The 25,329-nt window shown below is 73.2% G+C and carries 24 protein-coding genes; 7 read left to right on the plus strand and 17 right to left on the minus strand.

Annotated features, from left to right (window positions below):
* Nucleotides 1-86 precede the first annotated feature (86 nt).
* The 12 genes from ACFCY7_RS08980 to ACFCY7_RS09035 form a co-directional block, all read right to left on the minus strand.
* Nucleotides 87-884, minus strand: a complete 798-nt coding sequence (locus ACFCY7_RS08980; RefSeq protein WP_376482713.1) for an ABC transporter ATP-binding protein — start codon at nucleotides 882-884, stop codon at nucleotides 87-89.
* Entirely contained in the window at nucleotides 877-1,863 is a 987-nt protein-coding gene (locus tag ACFCY7_RS08985; protein WP_376482715.1) for an ABC transporter ATP-binding protein, read from the minus strand. Before ACFCY7_RS08985 ends, ACFCY7_RS08980 begins: the two co-directional genes overlap by 8 nt.
* Nucleotides 1,860-2,714: an ABC transporter permease gene (locus ACFCY7_RS08990; protein ID WP_376482717.1), complete on the minus strand. Its 855-nt coding sequence runs from the start codon at nucleotides 2,712-2,714 to the stop codon at nucleotides 1,860-1,862. The genes ACFCY7_RS08985 and ACFCY7_RS08990 overlap by 4 nt, the downstream gene beginning before the upstream one ends.
* Nucleotides 2,711-3,670: an ABC transporter permease gene (locus ACFCY7_RS08995; protein ID WP_376482719.1), complete on the minus strand. Its 960-nt coding sequence runs from the start codon at nucleotides 3,668-3,670 to the stop codon at nucleotides 2,711-2,713. Before ACFCY7_RS08995 ends, ACFCY7_RS08990 begins: the two co-directional genes overlap by 4 nt.
* Nucleotides 3,667-5,343, minus strand: coding sequence for an ABC transporter substrate-binding protein (locus tag ACFCY7_RS09000; RefSeq protein ID WP_376482721.1), 1,677 nt, complete (start codon nucleotides 5,341-5,343; stop codon nucleotides 3,667-3,669). The genes ACFCY7_RS08995 and ACFCY7_RS09000 overlap by 4 nt, the downstream gene beginning before the upstream one ends.
* A gap of 86 nt (nucleotides 5,344-5,429) precedes the next feature.
* Nucleotides 5,430-6,443: an agmatine/peptidylarginine deiminase gene (locus tag ACFCY7_RS09005; RefSeq protein ID WP_376482723.1), complete on the minus strand. Its 1,014-nt coding sequence runs from the start codon at nucleotides 6,441-6,443 to the stop codon at nucleotides 5,430-5,432.
* A 162-nt stretch (nucleotides 6,444-6,605) separates the two neighbouring features.
* A complete protein-coding gene (locus ACFCY7_RS09010; protein WP_376482725.1) occupies nucleotides 6,606-8,357 on the minus strand; it encodes an urease subunit alpha in 1,752 nt (583 codons plus the stop codon).
* Nucleotides 8,357-9,049, minus strand: coding sequence for an urease subunit gamma (gene ureA, locus ACFCY7_RS09015; RefSeq protein WP_376482727.1), 693 nt, complete (start codon nucleotides 9,047-9,049; stop codon nucleotides 8,357-8,359). The genes ACFCY7_RS09010 and ureA overlap by 1 nt, the downstream gene beginning before the upstream one ends.
* A 124-nt stretch (nucleotides 9,050-9,173) precedes the next feature.
* Nucleotides 9,174-10,367, minus strand: a complete 1,194-nt coding sequence (locus ACFCY7_RS09020; protein ID WP_376482728.1) for an ABC transporter permease — start codon at nucleotides 10,365-10,367, stop codon at nucleotides 9,174-9,176.
* Nucleotides 10,364-11,092, minus strand: coding sequence for an ABC transporter ATP-binding protein (locus ACFCY7_RS09025; protein WP_376482730.1), 729 nt, complete (start codon nucleotides 11,090-11,092; stop codon nucleotides 10,364-10,366). The genes ACFCY7_RS09020 and ACFCY7_RS09025 overlap by 4 nt, the downstream gene beginning before the upstream one ends.
* The gene (locus ACFCY7_RS09030; RefSeq protein WP_376482731.1) at nucleotides 11,089-12,315 is read right to left on the minus strand and encodes a peptidoglycan-binding protein; all 1,227 of its coding nucleotides are present in this window, start codon (nucleotides 12,313-12,315) and stop codon (nucleotides 11,089-11,091) included. The genes ACFCY7_RS09025 and ACFCY7_RS09030 overlap by 4 nt, the downstream gene beginning before the upstream one ends.
* Nucleotides 12,312-12,839 (minus strand): hypothetical protein, encoded by a 528-nt coding sequence (locus ACFCY7_RS09035; protein WP_376482733.1) that lies wholly within the window; start codon nucleotides 12,837-12,839, stop codon nucleotides 12,312-12,314. The genes ACFCY7_RS09030 and ACFCY7_RS09035 overlap by 4 nt, the downstream gene beginning before the upstream one ends.
* Before the next feature lie 170 nt (nucleotides 12,840-13,009).
* Here ACFCY7_RS09035 and ACFCY7_RS09040 point away from each other — a divergent pair, with 170 nt between their 5' ends.
* Nucleotides 13,010-13,663 (plus strand): response regulator transcription factor, encoded by a 654-nt coding sequence (locus ACFCY7_RS09040; RefSeq protein WP_376482735.1) that lies wholly within the window; start codon nucleotides 13,010-13,012, stop codon nucleotides 13,661-13,663.
* Complete coding sequence (locus ACFCY7_RS09045) at nucleotides 13,660-15,030, plus strand: sensor histidine kinase (protein WP_376482737.1); 1,371 nt, start codon at nucleotides 13,660-13,662, stop codon at nucleotides 15,028-15,030. Before ACFCY7_RS09040 ends, ACFCY7_RS09045 begins: the two co-directional genes overlap by 4 nt.
* Before the next feature lie 24 nt (nucleotides 15,031-15,054).
* On the opposite strand, the gene ACFCY7_RS09050 is transcribed toward ACFCY7_RS09045, so the two are convergent.
* Nucleotides 15,055-15,633, minus strand: a complete 579-nt coding sequence (locus ACFCY7_RS09050) for a TetR/AcrR family transcriptional regulator (RefSeq protein WP_376482739.1) — start codon at nucleotides 15,631-15,633, stop codon at nucleotides 15,055-15,057.
* Between the two features lie 148 nt (nucleotides 15,634-15,781).
* Here ACFCY7_RS09050 and ACFCY7_RS09055 point away from each other — a divergent pair, with 148 nt between their 5' ends.
* Genes ACFCY7_RS09055 through ACFCY7_RS09065 form a run of 3 tightly spaced genes read left to right on the plus strand, consistent with a single transcriptional unit; the run spans nucleotide 15,782 to nucleotide 18,125 of the window.
* Nucleotides 15,782-16,984 (plus strand): 7TM domain-containing protein, encoded by a 1,203-nt coding sequence (locus ACFCY7_RS09055; RefSeq protein ID WP_376482741.1) that lies wholly within the window; start codon nucleotides 15,782-15,784, stop codon nucleotides 16,982-16,984.
* Nucleotides 16,981-17,847: a sugar-transfer associated ATP-grasp domain-containing protein gene (locus ACFCY7_RS09060; protein WP_376482743.1), complete on the plus strand. Its 867-nt coding sequence runs from the start codon at nucleotides 16,981-16,983 to the stop codon at nucleotides 17,845-17,847. The genes ACFCY7_RS09055 and ACFCY7_RS09060 overlap by 4 nt, the downstream gene beginning before the upstream one ends.
* Complete coding sequence (locus tag ACFCY7_RS09065; protein WP_376482744.1) at nucleotides 17,847-18,125, plus strand: hypothetical protein; 279 nt, start codon at nucleotides 17,847-17,849, stop codon at nucleotides 18,123-18,125. The genes ACFCY7_RS09060 and ACFCY7_RS09065 overlap by 1 nt, the downstream gene beginning before the upstream one ends.
* Before the next feature lie 60 nt (nucleotides 18,126-18,185).
* Here ACFCY7_RS09065 and ACFCY7_RS09070 read toward each other — a convergent pair whose 3' ends face one another.
* From ACFCY7_RS09070 to ACFCY7_RS09085, 4 genes are all read right to left on the minus strand, one after another.
* Nucleotides 18,186-18,845 carry a response regulator gene (locus ACFCY7_RS09070; RefSeq protein WP_376482746.1) on the minus strand — a complete coding sequence of 220 codons (660 nt, stop codon included), beginning with the start codon at nucleotides 18,843-18,845 and terminating at the stop codon, nucleotides 18,186-18,188.
* A 10-nt stretch (nucleotides 18,846-18,855) separates the two neighbouring features.
* Nucleotides 18,856-20,265 carry a sensor histidine kinase gene (locus ACFCY7_RS09075; RefSeq protein WP_376482747.1) on the minus strand — a complete coding sequence of 470 codons (1,410 nt, stop codon included), beginning with the start codon at nucleotides 20,263-20,265 and terminating at the stop codon, nucleotides 18,856-18,858.
* Between the two features lie 66 nt (nucleotides 20,266-20,331).
* Nucleotides 20,332-21,483: an agmatine deiminase family protein gene (locus tag ACFCY7_RS09080; RefSeq protein ID WP_376482748.1), complete on the minus strand. Its 1,152-nt coding sequence runs from the start codon at nucleotides 21,481-21,483 to the stop codon at nucleotides 20,332-20,334.
* 155 nt (nucleotides 21,484-21,638) lie between these two features.
* Nucleotides 21,639-23,180, minus strand: coding sequence for a serine/threonine-protein kinase (locus ACFCY7_RS09085; protein WP_376482750.1), 1,542 nt, complete (start codon nucleotides 23,178-23,180; stop codon nucleotides 21,639-21,641).
* Nucleotides 23,181-23,309: 129 nt separating this feature from the next.
* Here ACFCY7_RS09085 and ACFCY7_RS09090 point away from each other — a divergent pair, with 129 nt between their 5' ends.
* A complete protein-coding gene (locus ACFCY7_RS09090; RefSeq protein ID WP_376482751.1) occupies nucleotides 23,310-23,894 on the plus strand; it encodes a TetR/AcrR family transcriptional regulator in 585 nt (194 codons plus the stop codon).
* A gap of 258 nt (nucleotides 23,895-24,152) precedes the next feature.
* Nucleotides 24,153-25,319, plus strand: coding sequence for an agmatine/peptidylarginine deiminase (locus ACFCY7_RS09095; protein ID WP_376482752.1), 1,167 nt, complete (start codon nucleotides 24,153-24,155; stop codon nucleotides 25,317-25,319).
* Nucleotides 25,320-25,329: the final 10 nt, after the last annotated feature.

The following is a 25,329-nucleotide window of genomic DNA, read 5'->3' on the forward strand; positions in this document are numbered from 1 at the left end:
CGCCGCGGGCGTGCCGCACGGGGGGTGCGGCGCGGCGCGGCGGGGGCGTGTCGGGGGTCGGAGCGCCCGGCGGGGGCGTGTCGGGGTCAGAGCGCCCGGCGGGCGGCGGCGATGGCCTCGGGGTCCCAGCCGGGACGGGGCACGGACTCCAGGAGGAGCCGGGTGTAGGGGTGCTGGGGCGCGGCGAGCACCTCGGCCGTGCGGCCGGCCTCGACGATCCGGCCGCGGCGCATGACGATGACGTCGTCGGTGACGCAGCGGACCACGCCGAGGTCGTGGGTGATGAAGAGGTAGCCGACGCGGGTCTCCTCGCGGATGTCGGCGAGGAGGTTGAGGATCTGCGCCTGTACGGAGACGTCGAGGGCGGCGACGGCCTCGTCGAGGACGAGGACGGCCGGTTCCACGGCGAGGGCGCGGGCGATGGCGACGCGCTGGCGCTGGCCGCCGGAGAGCTGCCGGGGTCGTGCGTCGGCGGCTCGGGTGCCCAGGCCGACCTGGTCGAGGAGCTCGCGGACGCGCCGGTCGTGGTCGGTGTCGGGGAAGTGCAGGCGCAGGGTCTCGCGCAGGACCTGCTCGACGCTGGTCCTCGGGTCGAGGGAGAGGTACGGGTCCTGGAAGACCATCTGGACCTCGCGCGCGCGTGCCAGTCGGCGGGCGCGGCCGCGGCCGCGGGCGTCGCGGGCCTGGCCGCGGACGAGGACGTCTCCGGAGTCGGCCCGTTCGAGGCCGACGATGATCCGGGCGGTGGTGGTCTTGCCGGAGCCGGATTCGCCGACGATGCCCAGGGATCCGCCCTCGGGGAGGGCGAAGGACACGTCGTCGACGGCGCGGACGCTCCCGTAGGCGCGGTGGAGGCCGACGGCCTCCAGGACGTTCTCAGGCATCGACGGTGCTCCCTTCGAGGCGGTCGCTGTGGTGACAGGCGGCCTGGTGGTGCGGCCGACCGGGTGCGGGGCGCGGCTCGGGGGCCTGCTGGTCGCAGATCTCGGTGGCCAGGTGGCAGCGGGCGGCGAACGGGCAGCCGACGAGCTCCTGCCGGAGGTCCGGGGGCTGGCCGTCGATGGCGGCGAGCCTCCCCTGGGGTGCTTCCAGCCGGGGGGTGGAGGCGAGCAGGGCGGAGGTGTACGGGTGCCGGGGCCGCGCGAAGAGGGCTTCGGCGGGGCCGCTCTCGGCGATCCGGCCGGCGTACATGACGTAGACGCGGTCGCTGATGGCGGCGGCGAGGTCGAGGTCGTGGGTGACGAAGAGCAGGCCGGTGCCGAAGCGGGCCCGGAGTTCGGCCAGCAGGGCGATGACCTCGGCCTGCGTGGTGACGTCGAGCGCGGTGGTGGGTTCGTCGGCGAGGACGAGGGCCGGGTCGCCCATGAGGGCGGCGGCGATCATGACGCGTTGCAGCATGCCGCCGGAGACCTGGCCGGGGTACTTGCGCAGGGCGGACTCGTCGAGACCGACCGCCCCGAGGAGTTCGACGGCGCGGGCGGAGGCGTCCGCCCGGCTCATGGTCCCGGTGAGGGTCACGCTCTCGACGAGGAAGTCGCCGATGCGGCGCAGCGGGTTGAGGGCCGCCCGGGGGTCCTGGAAGATCATGGACACCGTGCCGGTGCGCAGGGCGCGCAGCTGGTCGGCGTTCATGGTGAGCACGTCCTCGCCGCGCACCTTGACGGCGCCTTCGACGACGGCGCCGGGCGGCAGCAGGTTCAGCGCGCTGCGCGAGGTGAGGGACTTGCCCGATCCGGATTCGCCGACGAGGGCGACGGTCTCGCCGGCGGCGACGTGGAGGTCGACGCCGTCGAGGACGGGGCGGGCCGTGCCGGGCAGGCTGATGCGCAGCCCTTGGACGTCGAGCGTGTGCGGTTGGTTCATCGATCTCTCCTGGCGACGCGGTCCGCCCAGCGCTCTCCGACCACGTTGAAGGCGACCACGGTGAGCACGATGAAGACGCAGGGCAGGATCGCGGACAGCGGGTAGCCGTGCTGGATGGCGGTCTGGCCGTCGAAGACCATGCGGCCCCAGTCGGGGGTGAGCGCGGGTACGCCGAGGCCGAGGAACGACAGGCCGGCGAGGTCCATCAGCGCGTAGCCGAAGTTGATGGTGGACTGGGCGAGGACGACGGGGGCGATGTTGGGCAGGACGTGGCGCAGGCAGATCTGGAGGGCCGAGTGTCCCTGGACCTGGTAGGCGCTGACGTAGGGGCGCTTGCGTTCGGCCAGCACGAGGGAGCGGGTGAGGCGGCTGACGTACGGCAGGTACGCGATGGAGAGGGCGATGACGGGGGCGAGCAGTCCTTCGCCGTAGATCGAGATGATCAGGATGGCGAGGAGCATGCCGGGGAAGGCGAAGACGAGTTCGGTGCTGCGGGACAGGACCGAGTCGAGCCAGCCGCCCCGCCAGCCCGCGGCCATGCCGACCGCGACTCCGGCGACGGTGGAGAAGACCACGACCCCGAGGGGGCCGAGGAGCGAGGTGCGGGCGCCGAGGAGGAGCCGGGACAGGGTGTCGCGGCCGGCGGCGTCCACGCCGAGGAGGTGCTCCGGGGAGGGAGCGGCCAGGGCGTTGCCGAGGTCGATCGCGTTGGGGTCGTACGGCACCAGCCACGGGGCGAGGAGCGCGGCGACGGTGACGAGCGCGACGAAGCCGAGGCAGACCAGGTACAGCGGGGACCGGGCGGTGCGGATCTTCGCGAGTCCGGGCCGGCGGGTCAGGACGGCGGTCATACGGAGGAACTCCTCGATCCGAGGGTGATCCGCGGGTCGACCAGGGGCAGCACCAGGTCGACGATCAGGTTCACGGTCATGAAGAGGGCGACGATGATCAAGGAGATGGCCTGGACGGTCGGGAAGTCCTTGGTCGTGGTGGACAGCTCCAGGAGCTGGCCGACGCCGCCGATGCTGAACGCGGTCTCCACGAGGATCGTGCAGACCAGGAGGGTGGAGACGATCAGTCCGCCGGTGGTGAGGACGGTGCCCAGCGAGTTGCGGAACACGTGGCGGCTGATGACCTGGCGCTCGGGGACGCCCCGGCTGCGGGCGACGGTGACGTGCTCGCTGTCGAGGGCCTCGACCATGGCGGACCGGGTGACCCGGGCGAGCATGCCGATCAGGTAGAGCGCGAGGGCGATGGCCGGCAGGGTGAGGTGCCAGACCTTGTCGAGGAAGCCGTCGCCGGAGCCGCTGCTGGGGAACCAGCCGAGGTTGACGGCGAAGAGTCCCTGGAGGAGGACGGCGGCGACGAAGGACGGGGTGCCGACGGCGAACGTGGTGCCGACCAGGATGGTGGAGTCGGTGCCGCCGCCGCGGACGGCGGCGACCCAGCCCAGGAGCAGGCCGATCACCACGACCACGACCAGCGCCATCGCGACGAGCAGCAGCGTGGTGGGGAGGCGGTCGGCCAGGATCCGGGAGACGTCGGTGCGGTAGGTGATGGAGCGCCCGAAGTCGCCCTGCAGGATGTCGCCGAGCCAACTGAGGTAGCGGACGAAGAACGGGTCGTTCAGGTGGTACTGGGCGTTGATCGCGGCGAGGGCCTCCGGCGAGGCGGAGCGGCCGGAGAGCAGGAAGCTGGCCGGGTTGCCCGGCGCCAGGTACATGGCGCCGAAGACGACGAACGACGCGGCGAGCAGGGTGGCGGCCATCTCCGCCACCCGGCGCGCGGCGAATCTCAGGAAGTTCACTGCGTGGCTCCGGCCTCGGCCGCGCCGACGTCGGCGGCCCACGGGTAGTACATGTACGCGATGGTGGTGGGGGCTCCGGTGATCTTCTTGTTGAGGAAGACCGCGGTGGGCCACTCGGCGACCGGGATCCAGAGCAGCTGCTCGGCGGCCCGCTCCTGCAGTCCGGCCTCGATCTTCAGGCGCTCGTCGTGCGGGTAGACGGCGGTGGCGTTCTCGACGAGGGAGTCGTACTCCTTGTCGCTGTAGCCGGCGAAGTTCATGTAGGCGCCGGTCTTGAAGTTCTGCAGCAGGTCCAGCGGGTCGGTGATCGAGCCGTACTGGGTGAGCGGGAACATGTCGATGCCCTCGCGGGCCTCGGGGTCGGTGAAGAGCGCCGTGAACGCGTTGGGCGCGACCGTCTTGAGGTTGATCTTCAGCCCGATCTGGCTCCCTGCGGCCTGTACGGCGGTCGCGAGGAGGGAGACGTCCTGGCCGATGGAGCTGGTGGCGACCGTCAGGGTCTTGCCGGTGGCGCCGGCCTCCTTGATCAGGGCCTTGGCCTTCTCGATGTCCTGGGTGGTGGGCGGCAGCGTGTCGAAGGCGGCCTTGAGGGTCGGCTCGGAAGCTCCGGCCCAGGCGGCCCGGGTGGTGAGGGAGGAGGTGACGGTGCCCGCGCCGCCGAGTCCGGCCTTGACGAACCCGGACCGGTCGAGGGCGAGGGAGAGGGCCTTGCGGACCCGGAGGTCGCCGAGCGGGCCCTTCATGTTCGTGATGTTGACGTTGACCGTGCTGAGGCCCTCGCCGAAGAACAGGGTGCCGACGCCGCTGTCGCGGAGGCGGCCGTAGCTCTCGGTGGGGATCAGGTAGCCGCCGTCGACGTCCCCGCTGAGCATGGCGTTGGTGCGGGCCGAGGGGTCGGTGAGGACCCGGAAGACGGCCTTCTTCGCCTTGGCCTTGGTGCCCCAGTAGCCGTCGAAGCGGTCGAGCTCGATCGACTGGCCCTTGCTCCAGGTGCCGAGCTTGTACGGGCCGGTGCAGGCGAGGTCACCGGTGGTGCCGTAGTTCTTGCCCGCCGCCTCGACGCCCGCCTTGGAGGCGACGACGCCCGCGGCGGTCGCCATGTACTGGGGGAACTGGGAGTCGGGCTTCTTGAGCTTGACGGTGACCTGGAGGGGGCCCGTCTTGCGTATGGAGGCGACGTTCTGGAAGGTCTGGGCCCAGGCGGCGGCGTTGTTCGGGTCGGTCTGGCGGCCGAAGCTGTAGACCACGTCGTCGGCGGACATCGTCTTGCCGTCGTGGAAGCGGACGCCGGAGCGCAGGTCGTAGACCCAGGTGGTGGGGTCCGGGTTCGACGCCTTCCGGGCCAGACCGGGTTCCAGGGTGAGGCCCGGGGTCCAGCGCATGAGGCTCTCGCACACGTTCGACAGGATCGTGTTCTGCGGGTAGTCGAACGCGAGCGTGTAGTCCAGGGTGGGCGGCTCGGCGTAGACGGCCCAGGTGAAGGAGTCGATCTGGCCGCGGGCCGGGGGCGTCGAGGCGGAGAGCTTGACCTCGCCTCCGGTGACGCCCGCGCCCTTCGGGGGGCCGGAGCAGGCCGCGAGGGCCAGGAGGGAGGTGAGGGCGGCCGTCGTCACGGCGATCCGTCCGCGCCTGCTGCGGGGGCGTCTGCTGCCGAAGGGCAGGGATGGGGTCATCGTCGCGCTCTCTTTCCGTGATGTCCGTCAGGGGTGCGGGGGCCGGAGGGCCGCCGGTGCGGCCCTCCGGGAGCGTTCCGGTCTCGTCAGGCGGTGGCGGGGACCGCGGGGATCTGCTGCGTGATGCAGTGGACCCCGCCGCCGCCGTACGCGATGCCGGGCGCCCGCACCCCGACGACCTTCCGGCCGGGGTACGCCGCTGCGATGACCGCCAGGGCCTCGTCGTCCCGGGGCAGGCCTGCCACCGGCACGACGACGCCGCCGTTGGCCACGTAGTAGTTGAGGTAGGACACCTCGACCTCGCCGCCGGCGATGTCGACGAACACCGTCTGCGGGACGTCGACGATCTCGAACGGCCGTCCCTGGGCGTCGGTGGTGGCCTCGAGCACCGCGCGGTTGGCTCGCATCCGGGCGTAGTCGGGGTGCGCGGGGTCGTCGGGCAGCGAGACCACGACCTTACCCGGAGCGGCGAAGGCGCAGACGCCGTCGACGTGCCCGTCGGTCTCGGTGTCGAGCAGGCCTCCGTACGGAAGCCAGACAACCTTGTCCACGCCGAGCTGGGATTTCAGTTCCGTCTCGATCTCATCCCGGTTCATCCCGGGGTTCCGGTTGGGGTGGAGCAGGCACTGCTCGGTGGTGATCAGGGTGCCTTCGCCGTCGACCGTGATCGCCCCGCCCTCCAGGATCATGTCGGAGGCGATGCGCTCGACGCCGAGGTGCTCCAGGATCAGGGCGCTGATCCGGTCGTCGGAGTCGTACGGGCTGTGCTTGCGGCCCCAGGCGTTGAAGCGGAAGTCCACTCCGGCGCGGTTGCCGTCGGCGTCGAGCACGAAGATCGGGGCGGAGTCGCGGAACCAGGAGTCGTCCTGCGGGATCTCCACGACGGTGATGCCGTCACCGCACTTCGTCCGGGCCTCGTCGCCGTGGCCGGGCGGCGCGACCATGGTCACGGGCTCGAACGCGTTGATCGCGCGGGCGACGTTCGCGTACTCCTCCTTGACGTCCTCCAGGACGCTGTCCCACAGGTCCTCCCGTACGGGCCAGGCCATCAGGCACCCCTCGTGCGCGGACCACTCGGCAGGCATACGGAATGCAGTCATCACGGGTCTCTCTTCGTTTCGCCAGAAGTACCCGTCGGCGGTGGCCGGCTCTGCCTGGCTGAAGCGCGGGACGGGTACGCGGTGTGAACAGCATCCTCCTCCCGACTGAAAATTCAGTCAAGAGGAGGGGTGCAGCTTTGCGGATTCGGCCGATCGACCGGATCAGAGGAAGTACAGCCTGCTCAGCGACACCTGCTGCGCCGGCTCGGAGCGCATCGGATCGCCGTCGAGGGTCACGAGACCGCTGCGCGGGTCGACGTCGACCTGCCCCAGGCGGGCGTTGTGGACCATGTCGGCGGGGCCGATGCCGCGGGTGCCCCGCACGGCGACCCGCCTGCGCCGGGTGGCCAGGTTGTCGTGCGGCGCCCCGAAGGAGCCGGACTCGGCCGCGGCGCGGCTGACGAAGGCCACCGAGAGCTCGGCGGGAGCGGCGCCGTGGGCACCGAAGAGGGGGCCGAGGACCAGGGGCTCGCAGGTGTCCGTGGCGGCGTTCGGATCGCCCGTGACGCCGTAGGCCGGGAAGCCGGCCTTGAGGACCGTCTGCGGCTTGGCGCCGAAGAACGGCGGGCGCCACAGGACGATGTCCGCGAGCTTGCCGATCTCGATCGAGCCGACCTCGTGGGCGAGGCCGTGGGCGATGGCGGGGTTGATGGTCAGCTTGGCGATGTAGCGCAGCACGCGCGCGTTGTCGTCGTGCGCGCCGTCGCCCTCCAGCGGGCCCAGCTCCGCCTTCATCTTCCCGGCCATCGCGAAGGTCCGGCGTACGGTCTCGCCGGCCCTTCCCATGCCCTGGGCGTCGGAGGAGGTGATCCCGATCGCGCCGAGGTCGTGCAGGACGTCCTCCGCGCCCATCGTCCCGGCCCGGATCCGGTCGCGCGCCATCGCGGCGTCGCCCGGCAGGTCGGTCTTGAGCGCGTGGACGGAGACGATCATCCCGTAGTGCTCGGCGACGGCGTCGCGGCCGAACGGCAGGGTGGGGTTGGTGGAGGATCCGATGACGTTCGGCACGCCCGCCATCTTGAGGACGTTGGGGACGTGTCCGCCGCCGCAGCCCTCGATGTGGAAGGCGTGGATCGTACGGCCTTCCAGGACGCGCAGGGTGTCCTCGACCGACAGGCACTCGTTCAGGCCGTCGCTGTGCAGGGCGACCTGCACGTCGTGCTCCTCGGCGACCCGCAGCGCGGTGTCCAGGGCCCGGGTGTGGGCGCCCATGTCCTCGTGGACCTTGAAACCGCAGGCGCCACCCTCGGCGAGGGCCTCGACCAGGGGCGCCTCGTCGGAGGCGGAGCCGCGGGCGAGGAAGCCGATGTTCACCGGCCAGGCGTCGAAGGCCTGGAAGCCGAGGTTCAGGGCCCAGGGGGAGTTCACGCCGACGCCCCAGCTCGGGCCGATCTCCTGTCCGATGATCGTGGTGACGCCGCTGGCGAGCGAGGCCTCCATGATCCTGGGCGACAGGAGGTGGACGTGGGTGTCGATCGCGCCGGCCGTGGCGATGAGGCCCTCGCCCGGGATCATCGTGGTGCCCGTGCCGACGACGACGTCGACGCCGTCGAGGGTGTCGGGGTTGCCGGCCCGCCCGATCGCGTGGATGCGGCCCTCGCGGATGCCGATGGACACCTTGCGGATACCGAGCACGGCGTCGATCACCAGGACGTTGGTGATCACGACGTCACAGGTCTCGCGGACGGCCGCGGCCTTCAGGTGCATGCCGTCGCGGGCCGTCTTGCCGAAGCCGGCCAGGAACTCGTCCCCGTACGCCTGCGCGTCCGACTCCACCCGCACGACGAGCCCGGAGTCGCCGAGTCGGACCCTGTCCCCCGCGCGGGGTCCGTGCACGGCGGCGTACTCCTGCGGGTCGATGTGCCGGCTCTCGCCCGGCGCGCAGTGGTCGCCGTGCCGCGTGGGCTTGCTCATCACTCCACCCCCTTCGCGCCCAGGTAGCCGCAGGCGGCGGCGCGGCGCAGGGCTTCGGACTTCGCCCCGGGCGCGTCCAGCGGCCCGTCGACCAGGCCCGCGAAGCCGATCGCGATCCGGTCCCCGCCCATCGGGACGAGCCCGACCTCGACGACGGCGCCGGGGTCGAACCGGGTGGACGACCCGGCGGCGGCCGCGAGCCGCATGCCGTAGGCGGCGGCCCGGTCGAAGTCGAGGCGCGGGTTCGCCTCGAAGAAGTGGAAGTGCGAGGTCACGCTCACCGGCACCGCGGCCGCGTTGCGGACCCACAGCCGGACCTCCGGCTCCGGCTCCGGCAGCACGTCGGCGTGGGGCAGGACGGCCCCGGGGCCGCCGTCGTCGTGCTCCACGTCGCCGAACGGGGCGCTGATGACCGCCAGCCGGGTGCCGTCCTCGAACACGGCCTCGACCTGGATCTCGGTCACGATGTCGGTGACGCCGGGGAGCACGTCGTCCGGACCGAGGGCACCACGGCCGCGATCGAGGGCCTCGGCCAGGTGGAGGCCGTCGCGCGCGGCCTCGCACACCGTGTCGGCGATCAGCGCGGTCGCCTCCGGCACGTTGAGCCGCAACCCGCGCTCCAGGCGTGTCCGCGCGAGCTGGGCGGCCGTGAAGAGCAGCAGCCGGTCGCGCTCCGTGGGGGTCAGGGGCATGCCGCCCCCTGACGCGCGGGCCTGGTCACACGCATGGTGTCCCTTCCTTTCTCCGGCGTGCCGGAAGCGGGTGTGCGGCACACTGTGACACCTGACTGAAATGTCAGTCAAGATCGAGGAGAACTCAGGCGGAACGAAGGGCGTCCGTCGGCGACGCCCCGGCCGCCCGCAGCGCCGGATAGATCCCCGCGACGGCGGCCACCAGGACCGAGACCGACGGGCCGGCGACGATCGTGTACAGCGGCACGGAGACCGGCCATCCCTGCGCGAGCGCGTAGCCGTAGACGGCCAGACCGCCGACGACCAGGCCGCCGAGCCCGCCGATGAACCCCATCAGGACGGCCTCCAGGAGGAACTGCGCGGCGATCTGCCCGCCCCGGGCACCCAGCGCCCGGCGCAGCCCGATCTCGCCCCGGCGCTCCATCACGCCGACCACCATGGTGTTGGCGATCCCGACACCGCCGACGAGCAGGGCGACCCCCGCCAGGGACAGGACGAGACCGGTGAGCGCCCCCTTCGCCTCGCTCCGGGCCGTGAGCAGGTCGGACGGCCGGCTCACCGCGACCATGCTCGGGGCCGCCGGGTTCGCGGTGGCCCCGGCCACCGCCTGCACGTCCGGCACCCGCTCGGGATGGGACCGCAGGTAGACGGTGGCCGCGCTGCCGTCCGCGCCCAGGTGCCTCATGGCCTGCGGCCAGCCCACCAGGGCGGCCGTGCCGAGCTCGGGAGCCAGGTCGTTCGGCGCCAGGATCCCCCGGACGACGTACGTCTGCCCGCCCAGCCACACCCGCTCGCCCGGCGCGGTCACGCCCAGCCGCTCGGCGGCCTGGTCGCCCAGGACGGTCACCGGAAGGCGCTCGGCCGCCGCGTCCAGCCACCGCCCGCTCCGCAGGGTGGCGTGCAGCACGTCCAGCAGGTTCAGCCGGGCGGCCAGCACGCTGATGCCACCCGACTGCTCCTTCGGCACCAGATCGTTGCGGTAGACCTCGGCCTCGGTCGCCCCGGTCGCGGTGACCTGCCGCACCGGGGCGATGGCGGCCAGCATCTTCTCCGCGGTGGGCGGCAGCGGCACGGGCCGCTGCTCGGTGTCCTTCCCCGGGGACACGCTGATCAGGTTGGAGCCGAGCTGGTCCAGGCGGGCCAGCAGGTGCGCCTGGTTGGACGACGAGATGCCGGTCACGGCGATGACGGCGGCGATGCCCAGGCAGATGCCGAGGGCCGAGAGCGCGGAGCGCGTCTTGCGGGTGCGCGGCCCGATCATGCCGAGGCGCAGCAGGTCCGTCGGGCGCAGCCGGGTGCGGCGCTGGGGGGATGTCACGGGGCGGCTCCTGCGGGATGCGGGCGGCGTTCGTCGAAGTCGACGCGTCCGTCGTGGATGCCGATGCGCCGGGGGAAGGAGGCGGCGAGGTCGCGGTCGTGGGTGATGACGACGACGGTGGTGCCGTGGGCGTTCAGGGCGCGCAGCAGGTCGACGACGGCGGCGCCGGAGGCGCTGTCGAGCGCCCCGGTGGGTTCGTCGGCGAGCAGCAGCGCGGGGCGGCCGACGAGGGCGCGGGCTATCGCGACGCGCTGCTTCTCACCTCCGGACAGCTGGTCGGGGTGGTGCCGGAGGCGGTGCCCGAGGCCCACCTCGCGCAGTGCCTCGACGGCCGCCTCGCGCCGCCGGGCGGCGGGGGCGCCGCTGTAGAGGAGGCCGGTGGCGACGTTCTCGACCGTGGTCAGCCCGGAGAGCAGGAAGAACTGCTGGAAGACGAAGCCGATCCGGTGCGCGCGAACCGCGGCGAGCTCGGTGTCGGAGAGGCCGGCCAGGTCGCGTCCTTCGAAGCGGAGCCGGCCGGCGGTGGGCCGGTCGAGCGAGCCGAGGAGGGCGAGCAGGGTGGACTTGCCCGAGCCCGAGGGGCCGACCACGGCCAGGAGCTCGCCGGCCTCGACGGTCAGGTCGATGCCGTGCAGCACGCGCAGCGGAGGCGATCCCGGGTACTCCTTCGTGACGCCGGCGAGTTCGAGGACGGGGGCGCGGTCCTGTGTCGGTGGCGCGGTCACGTGGGGATCACCACCTGGTCGCCGCTCTTCACGTCCCCGGTGATCTGGGCCCTGGCGTCGGCGACCAGGCCCAGGCGCACCTCGACCAGCCGGCTGGTGGTGCCGGTGACGACCTTGACGCCGTAGCCGCCGCCGTCCAGGGCGAGCAGGGCGGTGACGGGGACGATGAGGGCGTCGGTGGCGGTGTCGCCGACGACGTTGACCGTCACGGTGGAGGGTCCGGCCCGCCCGGCCGCGCCCTGGTCGTCCAGCGCGACGGTGACGACGGTCTTCTGCCGGTCGCCGCCGGAGCCGCCGGACTCCCCGTCGCCCTCCCCGCCTCCCCCGCGGATGAGGGAGCGGATCCGGCCCTGGACGGTGCCGCCCTCGGCGAGCCTCACCACCGCCTTGCCGTCGGGCTTGAACCGGGACAGCTGGTTCTCGGCGGGCCGCACGACGGCGACGAGGTCCGTGCCGCTCACCGTCAGGGCCGCGGTCGACCCCACGGGCGACCCGAGCTGCGCGGCGACCTGGTGCACCCGCACGGTGGCCCGCGGCAGCATGACGACGCCGCCGAGCTCGACGGTTCCGGTCGGCTTCACGCCCAGGGCCCGCTGCCAGCGTTTGACGGCGGCGGCGGTGGCGGCGGTGAACTTCCCGTCCACGGCGAGGCCGAGGCCGTCGGCGTGCCCGAGCGCGACCAGGTTGCGCTCCAGCTGCCGGACGTCGGGGCCGTCGACTCCGGGACCCAGGTCGCGCCAGAGGGGCCGGTCCCCCGTCATGAGGACGACGGGGCGCCCGTCGACCTCGTACAGCCGCCCGCCCGCCTTCACGACGGAGCCGACGGCCGGCAGCGCGGTGTACGTGCCGCGGCCGGAGGCGACGACGGGGGTGAGGGCGTCGTAGCCGAGCGTCCCCGCGACCTGGATGCCGCTGGACAGCGACCCCTTCTCCACCACCGCGGTGCCGTGGCGGAGGGTCGGCTGCTCGGCGACGGCGCTCCCGCGCTCCCACGGGCGCGTCGCGCCCAGCGCGGCGGCCCCGCCGACCGCGGCGACGAGGACGAGCGGGACGAGGATCCGTCGGCGCCCGCGCCGGGTGGGGGCGGGGGCGGGCGGAACGTCGGCGGAGGCGGAGGCGGTCGAGGCGGAAGGAGAAGCGGAAGCGGAAGCGGAAGCGGTCGGAACGTCGGCGGAGGAAGGCGCGATGGGGTCCGTGGACCGTACGGGCTGGGACACGGTCACTGGCCGATCTGGTAGCTGGGCGCCGGCAGCTTGCTGCAGGCCGGCTGGATCGCGTCCCACTTGGCCGCGTCGAACGCCGCCCGGGGGATCTGGAGGATGCCGGTCTTCGGGTCGGGGTCGGGCAGGTCGGGGTAGCCGTTCTTACGGCCGCACGCCACCCAGGCGCGCGCCTGGTCCACGAACTTCCGGTGGGTCTTCTCGGTGGCCTGGTGGATGCCGGGGTTCTTCGCGTCGCAGACCTTGGCCGCCGCCTCGTAACCGGCGACGTCTCCCTCGGTGCCGACCCCGGCGGCCGGTGTGTAGATGTTGCCTTCCTCGTCCTGCTGGACCTGGTTCTGCCCCTGCGCGTGCATGCAGGTCACCCAGGCCCTGCGTACCGCGTTGTCGTCCTGCGGCCCGCTCGCACGCGACCCGTCGTCCCCGGCGACCCGGGGCGCGGAGTCCTCCGCGGAACAACCGCTCGTCAGGAGGGCGACGGTGACGGCGACCGCCGCCGCGAGTGCCCGTCCGGTACGACTGCGCATGTGCTGCTCCCTGCTGGTTCTCGACGATGACGTACAGCAGTTCTACGAAGCGTCCGGTGAGCCGTCGGTGAGTGCGTGCCTAACCGCCGGTTAACGTCCCCGAGGGCATGCTCGACCAGGCAGTTCGCGGCCGGGACCGCGTGCGGCCCGGACGACTGGAGGGGAATGGCATGCGCGTGCTCATCGTCGAGGACGAGACGGAGCTGGCCGCGATGCTCGCCGAGGGGCTACGGGCGGAGGGCATGGTCTGCGAGGTCGCCCACGACGGCGCCCGGGCGCTCGAGATGACGGCGGCCGCCGCGTACGACGTCCTGATCCTGGACCGGGACCTGCCCGTGTTGAGCGGGGACGCCGTCTGCCGGGCACTCGACACGGCCGGCTACCCGGCCAGGATCCTCATGCTCACCGCCGCCGGAGCCCTCTCGGACCTGGTCGACGGGCTCGGCCAGGGCGCCGACGACTACATGGCCAAGCCGTTCTCGTACCTCGAACTGGTCGCCAGGCTCCGGGCCCTCGGCCGGCGCGCCCCCACCGGCACCGCGACCGTGCTCACCCGGCACGGCATCCGTCTGGACACCGTCCGCCGCGTCGCCGAGCGCGACGGCCGCCCGCTGAAGCTGACGCCCAGGGAACTCGGCGTGCTGGAGCTGCTGCTGGCCGCCGACGGCGCGCCCGTCAGCACCGAGGAGCTGAGGGACCGGCTGTGGGACGCGGCGCTCGACCCGGCCACCACGGCCGTCCGCGTCACGGTGCACGCGCTGCGCCGCAAGCTGGGCGAACCCTCGCCGATCAGCCACGACCCCGGCTTCGGGTACCGGCTGTGAACGGCCGGGACCCGCACGGCGCCGCCGACCGCACCTCACCGCACCAGCTCCGCGCCGACCGTCTCCGCTCGCCGCTCCGGCGTCCGGACCGGCCCCGCGCCGACCGTCACCCCTCGCCGCTCCGGCGTCTCGCCGCCCGCCGACCGGCTCCGTACCGGCTGCCGCTGCGCGGCCGGCTGGCCCTGGTCACCACCTCGGTCTTCGTGGTCCTCGGCGCGGGGCTGCTCCTCCTGAACTGGCTGAGCTCGCGGCAGCTCATCGAGGCGAACCGCTCGGTCCTCGTCCCGCCGGACGCAGCCGTGCCCCCGGCCGCCTTGACCACCGGCGCCGCCGACCCGGCGGCGAGCCCCGCCCCGCTGCCGCCGGACTCCTCGCCGGCGATGGCCACCACGCCCGCCGAGGCCTTCGAGGACTTCCAGGACAGGGTGCTCGACGAACTGCTCGTACGGTCGCTGCTCCTGCTCGCCGTCTTCACCGCCCTCGCCGCGCTGCTCGCCTGGTGGGCCGGGCGCCGGTCACTGCACCGGCTGACCCGCGTCACGGCGGCCGCCCGCCGCATCAGCGCCGGCAGCACCCTCGACGAACGGCTCGGCCTCACCGGACCGCACGACGAGGTCCGCGAGCTCGGCGACACCTTCGACGCCATGCTCGACCGCCTCGACCGCAGCTTCACCGCCCAGCGGCACTTCACCGCCCACGCCTCGCACGAGCTCCGCACCCCGCTCACCCTCCAGCGCACCGCGCTCGAGATCCCGCTGGCCCAGGGCCGCGTCCCCGCCGACCTGGAACCCGCGCTACGGCGCGCGCTGGACGCCAACGCCCGCACCGAGCGCCTCATCGACGCGCTGCTGACCCTGGCCCGCGGCGAGAGCGCCCCTCTGACGCCCCATCCGGTCGACCTCGCCGACCTCGCCGGGAACGCCCTGCGGGACCTCTCCGACGAGGCCCGCACCACCGAGGTCCGCGTCACCGCGCGCCTCTCACCCGCGCCGGCCGCGGGCGACCCCTCCCTGCTCCGCCAGGTCGCGCTGAACCTGCTGGCCAACGCCGTACGTCACAACCACCCGGGCGGTACGGCGACGATCACGACCGGCACGCACGACGGGCTCGCGTTCGTCGAGGTCGCGAACACCGGCCCCGTACTCGACCCCGCCCACGTCCCCGGCCTCTTCGAGCCGTTCCACCGCGGCCCCGACCGCCGGAGCCACGGCCTGGGCCTCGGCCTCGCCGTCGTCCGCGCGGTCGCCCTCACCCACCACGGCGCGGTCACCGCGACGGCGCGCGCCGGCGGCGGGCTCACGGTCCGGGTGACCCTGCCGGGCCGCACCGCCCGCGGCGGCCCCGCCGACGAGGCGCCGGAGGTCTAACGGCGGAGGTCCAGCAGCGGAGGTCTAGCGGCCGAGCAGGACGATCTCGGCGTCGATGGCCTCGCTCATCAGGGTGCGGGCGTGGGCGAGCTGGAGGGTGCCGCTGAGCCAGCGCATGCTGAGGCCCTCCAGGAGGGCGGTGAGGCGTTCGGCGGAGGCCGTGAGGGCGACGGCCGGGGCCATGGGCTGGACTTGGCCGAGGAGGGAGGCGACTTCCTGGACCCAGGTGAGGGTGGCCCTCGCCAGGTCCTCGCGCAGGAGGTCGTCGAAGACGGCGCTGGCGCGCAACTCGCCCCACGCGGTGCTGTTCTCCCTGACTTCGGTCGAGTCCTGGAGTTCGAGGAGGAGCGTCTGGTCGAGCTCCTCGCGCGGGCCGAGCGGTTCGGCGTCCGGGTCGCGCTCGGTCGTGTAGCGGTCGGCGCGGTCGTTGATGAACTCGAGCGTCTTGCTCAGGATCCCCGCGCGGTCCTTGAAGTGGTAGTAGATGAGCGCGGTGGACACGCCCGCCTCTGCGGCGAGCTCCTCCACGCGCAGGCCGCGGACACCGCGCCGGGCGATCACCCGGGCGGCTGCTTCGAGGATCTGAGTGCTGCGAGACGCCATGGCCCGAACCCTACCCGGCGCTTCCCCCCACCGGAATCGCGGCCCTGACGCACCCTCCGGGCCGGGGATCCCGCGGGGTGACTTTCGTTGCCCCGATCCGGCCGATCGGTACTACCGGGCGCCGGGTCCGCTGTCCAAGGCTGTCCTCATGCATGACCTCCAGAAGTACGACCAGAAGTACGAAGCACGCGCGGGGAGAGGGGACCGGGCGGTCGGCGCCCACGCCGGTGGGCGCATGAGAGTGCCGGTGTTCGTGAAGGTGCTCGCGGCCGTGGCCGGTGTGGCATGCCTGCTGATGAGCGTGATCGGTTCGCCCGACCGGCCGCTGAGCCGGTCGGGGGAGGTCGTCGGCGAGCGGGAGATGGTGCGCATCACGGGACCGTCGGGCGCGTCGTCCGAGGTCCTCGCCCTGATCGACACGGGTGCGTCGGCGTCGTCGGTGGACACGGCCCTGGCGAAGGAGCTCGGGTTCGACCTCGCCGCGGCGCCCAGGATCACCGTGGCCTCGGCCCTGGGCCGTGAGAAGCGCCCGGTGATCGACACCTCGATGCGGCTGGCCGGCCGGTCGTTCGTCGCGAAGCTCAGCGTCAACAACCGCTCGAAGCGCGAGACCCCCGTCCTGCTCGGCCGCCAGGAGGTCCAGGGGCTCCAGGTGGCGGTGGGCAAGCGGCTCCTCACGCAGCCCGACTCCACGGCCGCGCCGTCGGCCCTGCGGATCCTGTTCAGCAAGGCGCCGGCGATCGACCCCGTGTCGATGATGGCGCTGCTGCCCCTGGCGGGCCTGCTGATCGTGGTGCTGCGGGTGGTCGTCGGGCTGAACACCCTCGGCACGTTCAGTCCGGTGCTGCTCGCCCTGGCGTACGCGCAGGCCGGCCTGCCCCTCGGCGTACCCCTGACGCTGGCGATGTTCGTGCTCGGGTTCGCCATGCAGCCGCTGCTGCGGCGCCTGCACCTGCCGCGGGTCGCCCGGCTCGGCGTGCTGATCGCCGTGGTCACCTCGGGTCTGATCGCCTCGCAGCTCGCCCTGGGCGGTTTCGGGCTCTCCGACTCGTGGGGCATGTCGCTGCCGGTCGTGGTCACCGCGATCGTCACCGAGCGGCTGTGGGAGGCGTGGGACCTCGACGGCGTCAAGGCCGCCGTCGTGGGCGCCGCCCTGACGATGGGCACGGCGGTCCTGGTGGCGCTGCTCCTCCTGACGCCGTACGTGCGGGAGATCGCGGAGGCGGTGCCGCTCCAGCTGGCGCTCGTGTGCGCGGTGTGGACGGCGGTCGCGGGGACGTACCGCGGGCTGCGGCTCAATGAGCTCTTCCGGTTCGCCCCCGCGGCGAAGGCCCAGGAGGGCGCGGCGTGATACGGCTCCGCGGCTGGGACCCGGTCATGGGCATGAACCTGCGCAACGCGCGGATCGCCCGGCACAACTCGTCGGCGGCCATCCGGCTCGTCAACGACAAGCACGCCACCAAGGAGGCGCTGGCGGCGGTCGGCGCGCCCACCTCCCCCACCCTGGCACTGCTGCGCTCGCGGCGGGAGATCAACTCCCTGGACTGGGACGGCCTGCCCGACACGTGGGCGCTCAAGCCGAACCAGGGCCTGGGCGGCAACGGCATCCTGCTGGCCTTCGGCCGGGGCCGCAGGCACTGGAGGTCGTCCTCCGGCAAACGGATCTCGCAGGAGCTGGTCGCCGACCAGCTGCGCCGCATCCTGGACGGGGACTTCTCGCCGCGCCCCACCGACTGGGCCCTGTTCGAGCCCCTGATCCGGGCCCACCCCGACCTCGCCCGGCTCTCCCACCAGGGGCTGCCGGACATCCGGGTGATCTGCGACCGCGACAGGCCCCGGCTGGCGATGCTGCGGCTGCCGACCAGGTTCAGCGGCGGGCGGGCCAATCTGCACCAGAAGGCCATCGGCGCCGCCGTCGACCTGCCCACCGGGCGGATCACGCACGCGCTCGTCGGAAAGGAGTCGACGGAGACGCACCCGGACACCGGCGAGCGGCTGATCGGCGCGACCGTTCCGCACTGGCCCGAGGTGCTCGACGCCGCGAGCCGCTGCGCGGCGGCGACCGGCCTGCACTACCTGGGTGCCGACATCGTCGTCGACGCGGACCGCGGGCCCCTCATCCTGGAGGTCAACGCGCGGCCGGGCCTCCAGATCCAGAACGTCACCGGTCACGGCCTGGTGACCGCCCCCGCCAAGACCAGGAGGAGGTCCTGATGCGTTGGGCCGCACTCGTCACCAAGACCGTCGTCGCCGGGGCCGCCGGTGTCTTCCTCGCGGTCAGCGCCGCGAACGTGCAGACGCCGCCCGCCTCGGACGCGGACCCGGGGAGGGAGGTGCCGGCGGAGCAGCGGCCCGGGACTCCGGAGGCCGGGGCGGGGCCGGGCACGGGGGCCGACGCGGGGGCCCGTACGCCCGGGCCGACGGCCGCGCCCACGGTCGGCCCCTCGGCGGAGGTCTCGTCGCCGCCGTCCTCCCGGCCGCCCGGGAGCTGAACACGCGGAGGGGCCGGGCCGTCGGCGTCGACGGCCCGGCCCCTTCGCCGGATCCCTGGGTCAGCGCTCGCCGTGGAGGAGTCGGGCGTCGTGCGCCAGGATGGCCGCCTGGACGCGGTTGTCGCAGCTCAGTTTGGTCAGCATGCGGCTCACGTACCCCTTGACCGTGCCCTCTCCCAGGTGCAGCCGTTTGCCGATCTCCGCGTTGGAGGCGCCGGTGCCGACCATGGCGAGCACCTCGCGTTCGCGGCTGGTGAGTTCGGCGATGCGGCTCATGCGGGGATCGGCCGCCTCCTCGCCGTGGTCGAGGTAGCGGTCGATGAGGTGCCGGGTGACCTGGGGGGACACGACCGGCGCGCCGGAGGCGACCCGGCGGACCGCCTGGATGAGTTCCTGCGGGGTGCTGTCCTTGAGGAGGAATCCCGTCACGCCGGCCTTCAGCGCGCGGTCGACGTACGCGTGCTCGCCGAAGGTGGTGAGCATGACCACGCGGACCGAGGGCGCCCGCTCGGCGATCCGCTCGGCCGCGCTGAGCCCGTCCGTGCCCTGCATCTGGATGTCGAGCATGGCGACGTCGACCTGGTGCCGGACGGCGAGCGCGGCGGCCTCGCGGCCGTCGGACGCCTCGGCCACCACCTCGATGTCGTCGGCGTGCTTGAGCACCAGCCGGATGCCGGCGCGGACCAGCTCCTGGTCGTCGGCGAGGAGAACACGAATCACTGCGGGAGCCTCAAGGGGTGTGGGGGAAGGGGGGCGACGAGACGACGGCGTCCTCGCCGTCGTACGACTCGTCGACCTCCGGGTACGGGACGAAGGCGAGGGTGACGAACTGCAGGGCGACGACGCCGGCGACGCCGAGGGTCAGGCCGGCGGAGCGGGCGAGCCCGTGCCACCAGCTCCGCACCGCCGACACGGGCCGGGGTCCCGCGGGGGCGGGGGTGGTCGCCGCGGCGGGGCCGGTGCGCAGGGGGATGCGGGCGTCGACCGCGTAGCCGCCGCCGTCCTCGGGGCCGGCGCTCAGCGTGCCGCCGAGCAGCCGGATGCGCTCGTGCAGGCCGACGAGCCCGAGGTCGCCGCCGGGGAGGCGGACGGGTCGGGCGCCGGTGTCCTCGGGTCCGTTGCGGACGTCGACCCGTACCTGCCCCTGCTCCCGGTGCACGGCGACCCGTACCTCCGCCGCGGCGGCGTGCTTGTGCACGTTGGTGAGGGCCTCGCGGATCACCCGGTCCACGGCGCGGCGGGCGGTGGGGCTCTCCCCCGTGAGGTCCTCCCCCGCCCAGTCGAGACGGACCGCGATGCCGGCCGTACGGGACTGGGCGACCAGGGCGGCGACGTCCGCGTGCGTGCCGGTCCGCGCGGTGAGGGGTTCGGACGTGGCCGACTGCGGGTCCTCCGCTCGCAGGACGCCCAGGACGTCGCGGAGTTCGGCCATGGCCAGCCGTACCGTGCTGTGCACCAGCACGGCGCTGCGCCGCACCTCGGGGTCTCCGGTCTCGCCGGCCATCTCTAGGCCGCCGGAGTGCAGGGCGATCAGGCTCAGGCGGTGGCCGAGCAGGTCGTGCATCTCGCCCGCGATCCGCGAGCGCTCGCGGGACCTGGCCTGCTCCTCCGCCGAGCGGTGCGCGTGCTCCAGGAAGGCGTTGCGCTCCTCCAGGGCCCGCACCAGCCGCTCGCGCTGACCGGCCAGCGCTCCGGCGAGGCCGGGCAGGACGCCGCAGACGATGCCGGTGACGAGGACGACCATCACGTCGTACTCGAGGATCGGCGCGGGCTCGACGGCCGAGTGGGCGACGGTGACCGCGAGGGGCACGGTCAGGGAGACGGTGAGGACGACGACGCGGTGGCGGACGCGGGCCCAGTGCAGGCCCGCCGTGTAGGCCACGGCCGTCAGCGCTCCGCCGGTGAGCGGTTCGAACGCCATGAGCGTGGCCGCGACGACCAGCGCGGCGGCGGGCAGGCGCCGGCGGACGAGTACCGCCGCGACGGCGCCTCCGGCCGTGCCGAGCTGGCCCGCGGTTCCGAACAGCGCTCCCTGTTCGGAACTCCAGCTGTCCCAGTCCAGCAGGAGCACGACGGTCGCCCCGGTCACGGCGATCAGCACCAGATCGGCGAGCAGCGGGATCACCCGGCGTCGAATCACGTTCTCTCCACATGGCCGGCCGCCGCCCGTGGGCGGCGACCGGCGGGTCGTTCGGTGTCGGCCGGGTCAGACGGCCGGGGGCACGACGGGCTGCGACTGGGTGGCGCAGTGGATGCCGCCACCGCCGCCGGCGATCTTGTCGATGTCGAGCTGGATGACGTTCCGGCCGGGGTAGGCGGCCTGGAGGATGGCGTAGGCCGTGCCGTCGGCGACGGCGTCGCCGAACTGGGGCACGAAGACGGCCCCGTTGGCGGTGAAGTAGTTGGTGTAGCTGGACAGGAAGGAGCTGTTGGCGGTTCCGACGCGGGTTTCCTTGCGGTCCGGGCCGGGGAGTTCGGTGATGGTCAGCGGGCGCCCCTGCGCGTCGGTCGAGCTCTGCAGGATCTTCTTGGTCTCGTTGTAGACGGCGACCCACTTGGCGTCGGTGCGCGGGCCGGGCTGGTCGAGCATGACCTTGCCGGGTGCGATGAAGCGGGCGAGGCAGTCGATGTGGCAGTCGGTGATGTCCTGGCCGGCGAGGCCGGGCACCCAGATCACCTTGTCGATGCCGAGCGCCGACTTCATCGCCTGCTCGACCTGGTCCTGGCTCATGCCCGGGTTGCGGTTGCTGTTGACGAGGGAGCTGACGGTGGCGAGCAGGGTGCCCTGGCCGTCGGTCTCCAGCGAGCCGCCCTCGCCGACGAATCCGGCCTGGACGCGCGGGACGCCGTACTGGCCGAGCAGGGTCGCGGCGGCGACGGCGTCGTTGGCGTGGGTCTGCTTGTTGCCCCAGCCGTTGAAGTGGGTGTCCACGCCCGCGAGGGCGCCGGGGGCGACGACGAACGTCGGGCCGAAGTCCCGGATCCACAGGTCGTCGTTGGGTATGTCGAGGACCTCGATGCCGTAGTAGGCGCCGGCTCCGCAGTAGTACCGGGCGTCGGCCGCCTGGCTGGGCCGGGCGAGCACGACGACCGGCTCGTAGCGGGAGATCGCGTCGGCGACCCTGGCGATGTCCCGGCGGACGCCGGCGAGCTGGGAGCCCCAGACGGACGAGAGCGCGGGCCAGGCCATGAAGGTCCGGACGTGGCGGTCGGTCTCCGCGGGCATCCGCAGCGTCGCCGCCGAGGCGCTGGTGGCGGCGTTGGCCACGGCGGGCACGGCCGACCCGAGGGCTGCGAGGGGCAGTGCCGCCGCGCCGAACTGGAGCAGTCGGCGCCGGGAGGTCGTGGGCGTATCCATGGAAACTCCTGCGTGAGGAAAGTGGAGGCTGGTGTTCCCCCGCATGCTGTCGCAGACTGAAATTTCAGTCAATGATCTTGAAATGACCATGGCCCCGCCGGGGCGCCCCGGCGGCCCGGCGGCCCGGCGGCCCGGCACGATCGGGAAGACACCTCCTAGGCGCGGCGGTAGCGGTCGAAGGCCGCCGTGACGGGGCCGCCGTCGGGCTGGGCCTCGACCAGGCGCACCACGACGAGGTCGCGGCCGTCGGCGCTGCGGACGCAGAAGGGGCGCTCGTCGGCCACGTCCTCGAACGCGACCTTGGTCACCGGCTCCGTCTCGATCCCCTTGACGCAGTCGGCGGGGGTGAGCTCGTCACCGGTGGAGACGAAGGCGTCACTGTCCTCGGGGAGCACGAACTCGGACCGTTCGCGCGCCAGGTACCAGGCGGCGGTGTCCGAGGGGACGACCTTGCCGGCCTTCAGGTCGAACTCGTAGGTGGCGTCCGGCGAGGTCAGCTCGACGCTCGCGCCCCCGGGGCCGTAGACGGCCGGGGCGGGGCCGTCGGCGGAGTTCGCCTCCTGCGGGGCGGTGAGCACGTAGCCGCCGCCGGCCATGACGACGACGGCGAGCACCACCAGGGCCGTCACGGTCCGCCGGCGGCGGCGCTTCGGCGCCCGGCGCGAGTGTGCCGCCGGTACGGCCCCGCTCCCCGACGGGGAGGGCTCCGCCGGAGTCGCCGCCGAGGGCTCCGCCGCCAGCGTGGGCTGCGCGTGGACCGGCGGCGCCGTGCCCGGCCCGGACGGCACGACCCGCCCCGCCACCTCGCTGGAGATCGCCTGCGGCAGCCAGCCCTCGGCGAACTCGGGGCGGGGCCCGACCAGCGGGTGGGCGTGGACGGCCGCCATCAGCTCCGCCGTGGTGGGGCGCTCCTCCGGGCGCTTGGCCAGGCACCAGGCCACCAGGTCCCGCAGCTCGTGCGGCACCCGGTCGAGGTCGGGATGCTCATGGACGACCCGGTAGAGCGCGGCTGACTCGGGGCCGGCCCCGAAGGGGGTCTCGCCGCCCGCGACGTACGCGATGAGGGCGCCGAGCGCGAAGACGTCGGTGGCCGGGGACACCGGGTGGCCGAGCGCCTGCTCGGGGGCCATGTAGGCCGCGGTGCCGATGCTCAGGCCGACGCCGGTCAGGGCGGTGGCGTCGGCCGCGCGCGCGATGCCGAAGTCGATGACGCGGGGGCCATCCTCCGCGATCAGCACGTTGGCCGGCTTGAGGTCGCGGTGGACGACGCCGGCCCGGTGGATCGCCTGGAGGGCCTCGGCGATGCCGGCCGCGAGGAGCAGGACCGTGCGCACCGGGAGCGGGCCGTGCCGCTGGACCACCTGGTGCAGCGAGGGCCCGGGGACGTAGGCGGTGGCGAACCACGGGGTCGGGGCGTCCACGCCGGAGGCGACCACCTGGGCGGTGAACAGGCCGTGGATGCGTTCGGCGCTGGCCACCTCCTGGGCGAAGCGCTGGCGGAACTCGGGGTCGCCCGCGAACTCGTCCCGCACCACCTTCAGCGCGATCGGACGGCCGCCGGGCGTGTGTGCCAGGTACACCACGCCCATGCCGCCCGAGCCCAGCCGGGCCTGGAGGCGGTAGCCGCCGATCTCGCGGGGGTCGTCGGCCGTCAGCGCCGCGTGAGCGGGCTGAACACCGGGGAGCTGAGCGGTCATGCGGTGGCTCTTTCGCGGGAGGGAACGGTTGGCGCGGTCGACTGACAGGACTCGCGCATCGTGCCCTCTAACTAAAGATTCAGTCAATATGCGACACTCTTGGTTCAGACCACTTTCAAGGGGGATCACGTGTCGACGGACCGCCGTAGGGCCATCCTGGAAGCTGCCGCCCGGGTCATCGCCCGGCGAGGGGTACGCGGGCTCCGCATGGAGGAGCTCGCGACCGAGGCCGGGGTGTCCACCGCACTGATCTATTACCACTTCAAGGACCGGGCCGGCATCCTGCGGAACACCCTGGAGTTCATCAGCGACCGGGCCGACCGGTACACCTCCGAGGAGGAGGACGCCGCCGACGGGCCGCACGACGCCCGGCAGGAGCTGGAGCAGACGCTGCTGCTCGAGTTCCAGGACCTGCCCGAGGTCCGCGAGAACAGTACGGCCTGGGGCGAACTGCGCGCCAGCGCGGTCTTCGAGCCCGAACTGCGCGGCGACCTGGCCAGAGCCACCCTGGCCTGGATCCACGACGTCGCGGACCTGCTCGGCCGGATACGGCCGGCCGCCCCCGCGCCGTCCCTCACCGCCTCCGCGGAGCGGCTCACCGCCCTCCTGGAGGGGCTCAGCACGCGCTGGCTGAGCGGCGCACTGCCGCTGGCCCACGCCCGCGAGCTGACGCGGGACGCGGTCACGGTGGAACTGGAGCGGCTGGACCACTGACCGCCGGCGCGCGGCGCCCGGAGCCGATGGGGCGGCTCCGTCCGGCGCCCACCACCTCAGAAGATTTGACTGAATATTCAGTCAGTGTCAGAGTAGCGACACGAAGGCCGTATCCCACTTCGCGGTACCGGCGATTCCCGGAGCGGTACGTGCACGCTGTCCCTGGACAGGGCACCAGTGCGGGCCACGAGCCTCGCCCCACCGACACCCCTCTACCGCCGGAGCCCGGTCCCGCAAGCCTACGATCGGAGACCCCACATGTCCGACCTCCCCTCCCGCCGCTCGGCCCTGCGCGTACTCGCCGGAGTCGGCGTGCTCACCCTCGGCGCCGCGGCGTGCGGCCCCGGCGGCTCCGGTGACCCCGGCAGCTCCGCCGGTACCGCCACCGGCGGGCAGGCCGCACCGTCGGACGAGGACCGCCGCATGCCCGCCGAGTGGGAGAGCCACGCCCGCACCTTCATGTCGTGGCCGGCGCTCGCGTCCGTCTGGGAGGACGACCTCCCCTACGTGCGCGAGGACATCGCACGCGTCGCCCGCGCCATCTCGGAGTTCGAGGCCGTCGTCATGATGGCCCGGCCGGACCAGATGGCCGGTGCCCAGAAGGCGTGCGGCTCCGGCGTCGAGGTCATCGCCCTCCCCGTCGACGACCTGTGGGCCCGCGACACGGTCCCCGTCTTCGTCGAGCAGGACGGGAAGGTCGAGGGAGTCGACTTCAACTTCAACGGCTGGGGCAACAAGCAGACCCACAACAACGACGCCCAGGTCGGCAAGCTCCTGCTGCGGAAGTACGGGATCCCGCGCGTCCAGGCGCCGCTCGTCGCCGAGGGCGGCTCCTTCGAGACGGACGGCGAGGGGACGCTCCTGATCACGGAGAGCTCGATCGTCAACGACAACCGCAACCCCGGCAAGTCGCGCGGCGAGATCGAGGACGAGCTCAAGGACCTCCTCGGCATGGAGAAGGTGATCTGGCTGAAGGGCGTGCGCGGCGAGGACATCACCGACGCCCACGTCGACAGCCTCGTCCGGTTCACGGCGCCCGGCGTCATCCTCCTGGACCGCGCCTTCCCCGGCATGCCGGCCGACTCCTGGTCCCGCTCGTCCGACCAGGCCATGTCCGTGCTGAGCGAGGCGACCGACGCCCGGGGCCGCGAGTTCGAGATCATCGACCTCCCGCAGCCCGACCCCGACCTGGTCACCGGCTACACCGACGACTTCCTGTCGACGTACGCCAACTTCTACGTCGGCAACGACGCCGTCTACATGCCGAAGTTCGGCGACAAGAAGGCCGACGACCGGGCGCGCGGCATCCTGCAGGAGCAGTTCCCGAAGCGGGAGATCGTGCAGCTGAGCATCGACACCATCGCCACCGGAGGCGGCGGCATCCACTGCGCCACCCACGACGAGCCCGGCAAGCCGGTCGCGTAACCACGACTCA

This window comes from Streptomyces sp. NPDC056361, assembly GCF_042262805.1.
Taxonomy (GTDB): Bacteria; Actinomycetota; Actinomycetes; order Streptomycetales; family Streptomycetaceae; genus Streptomyces.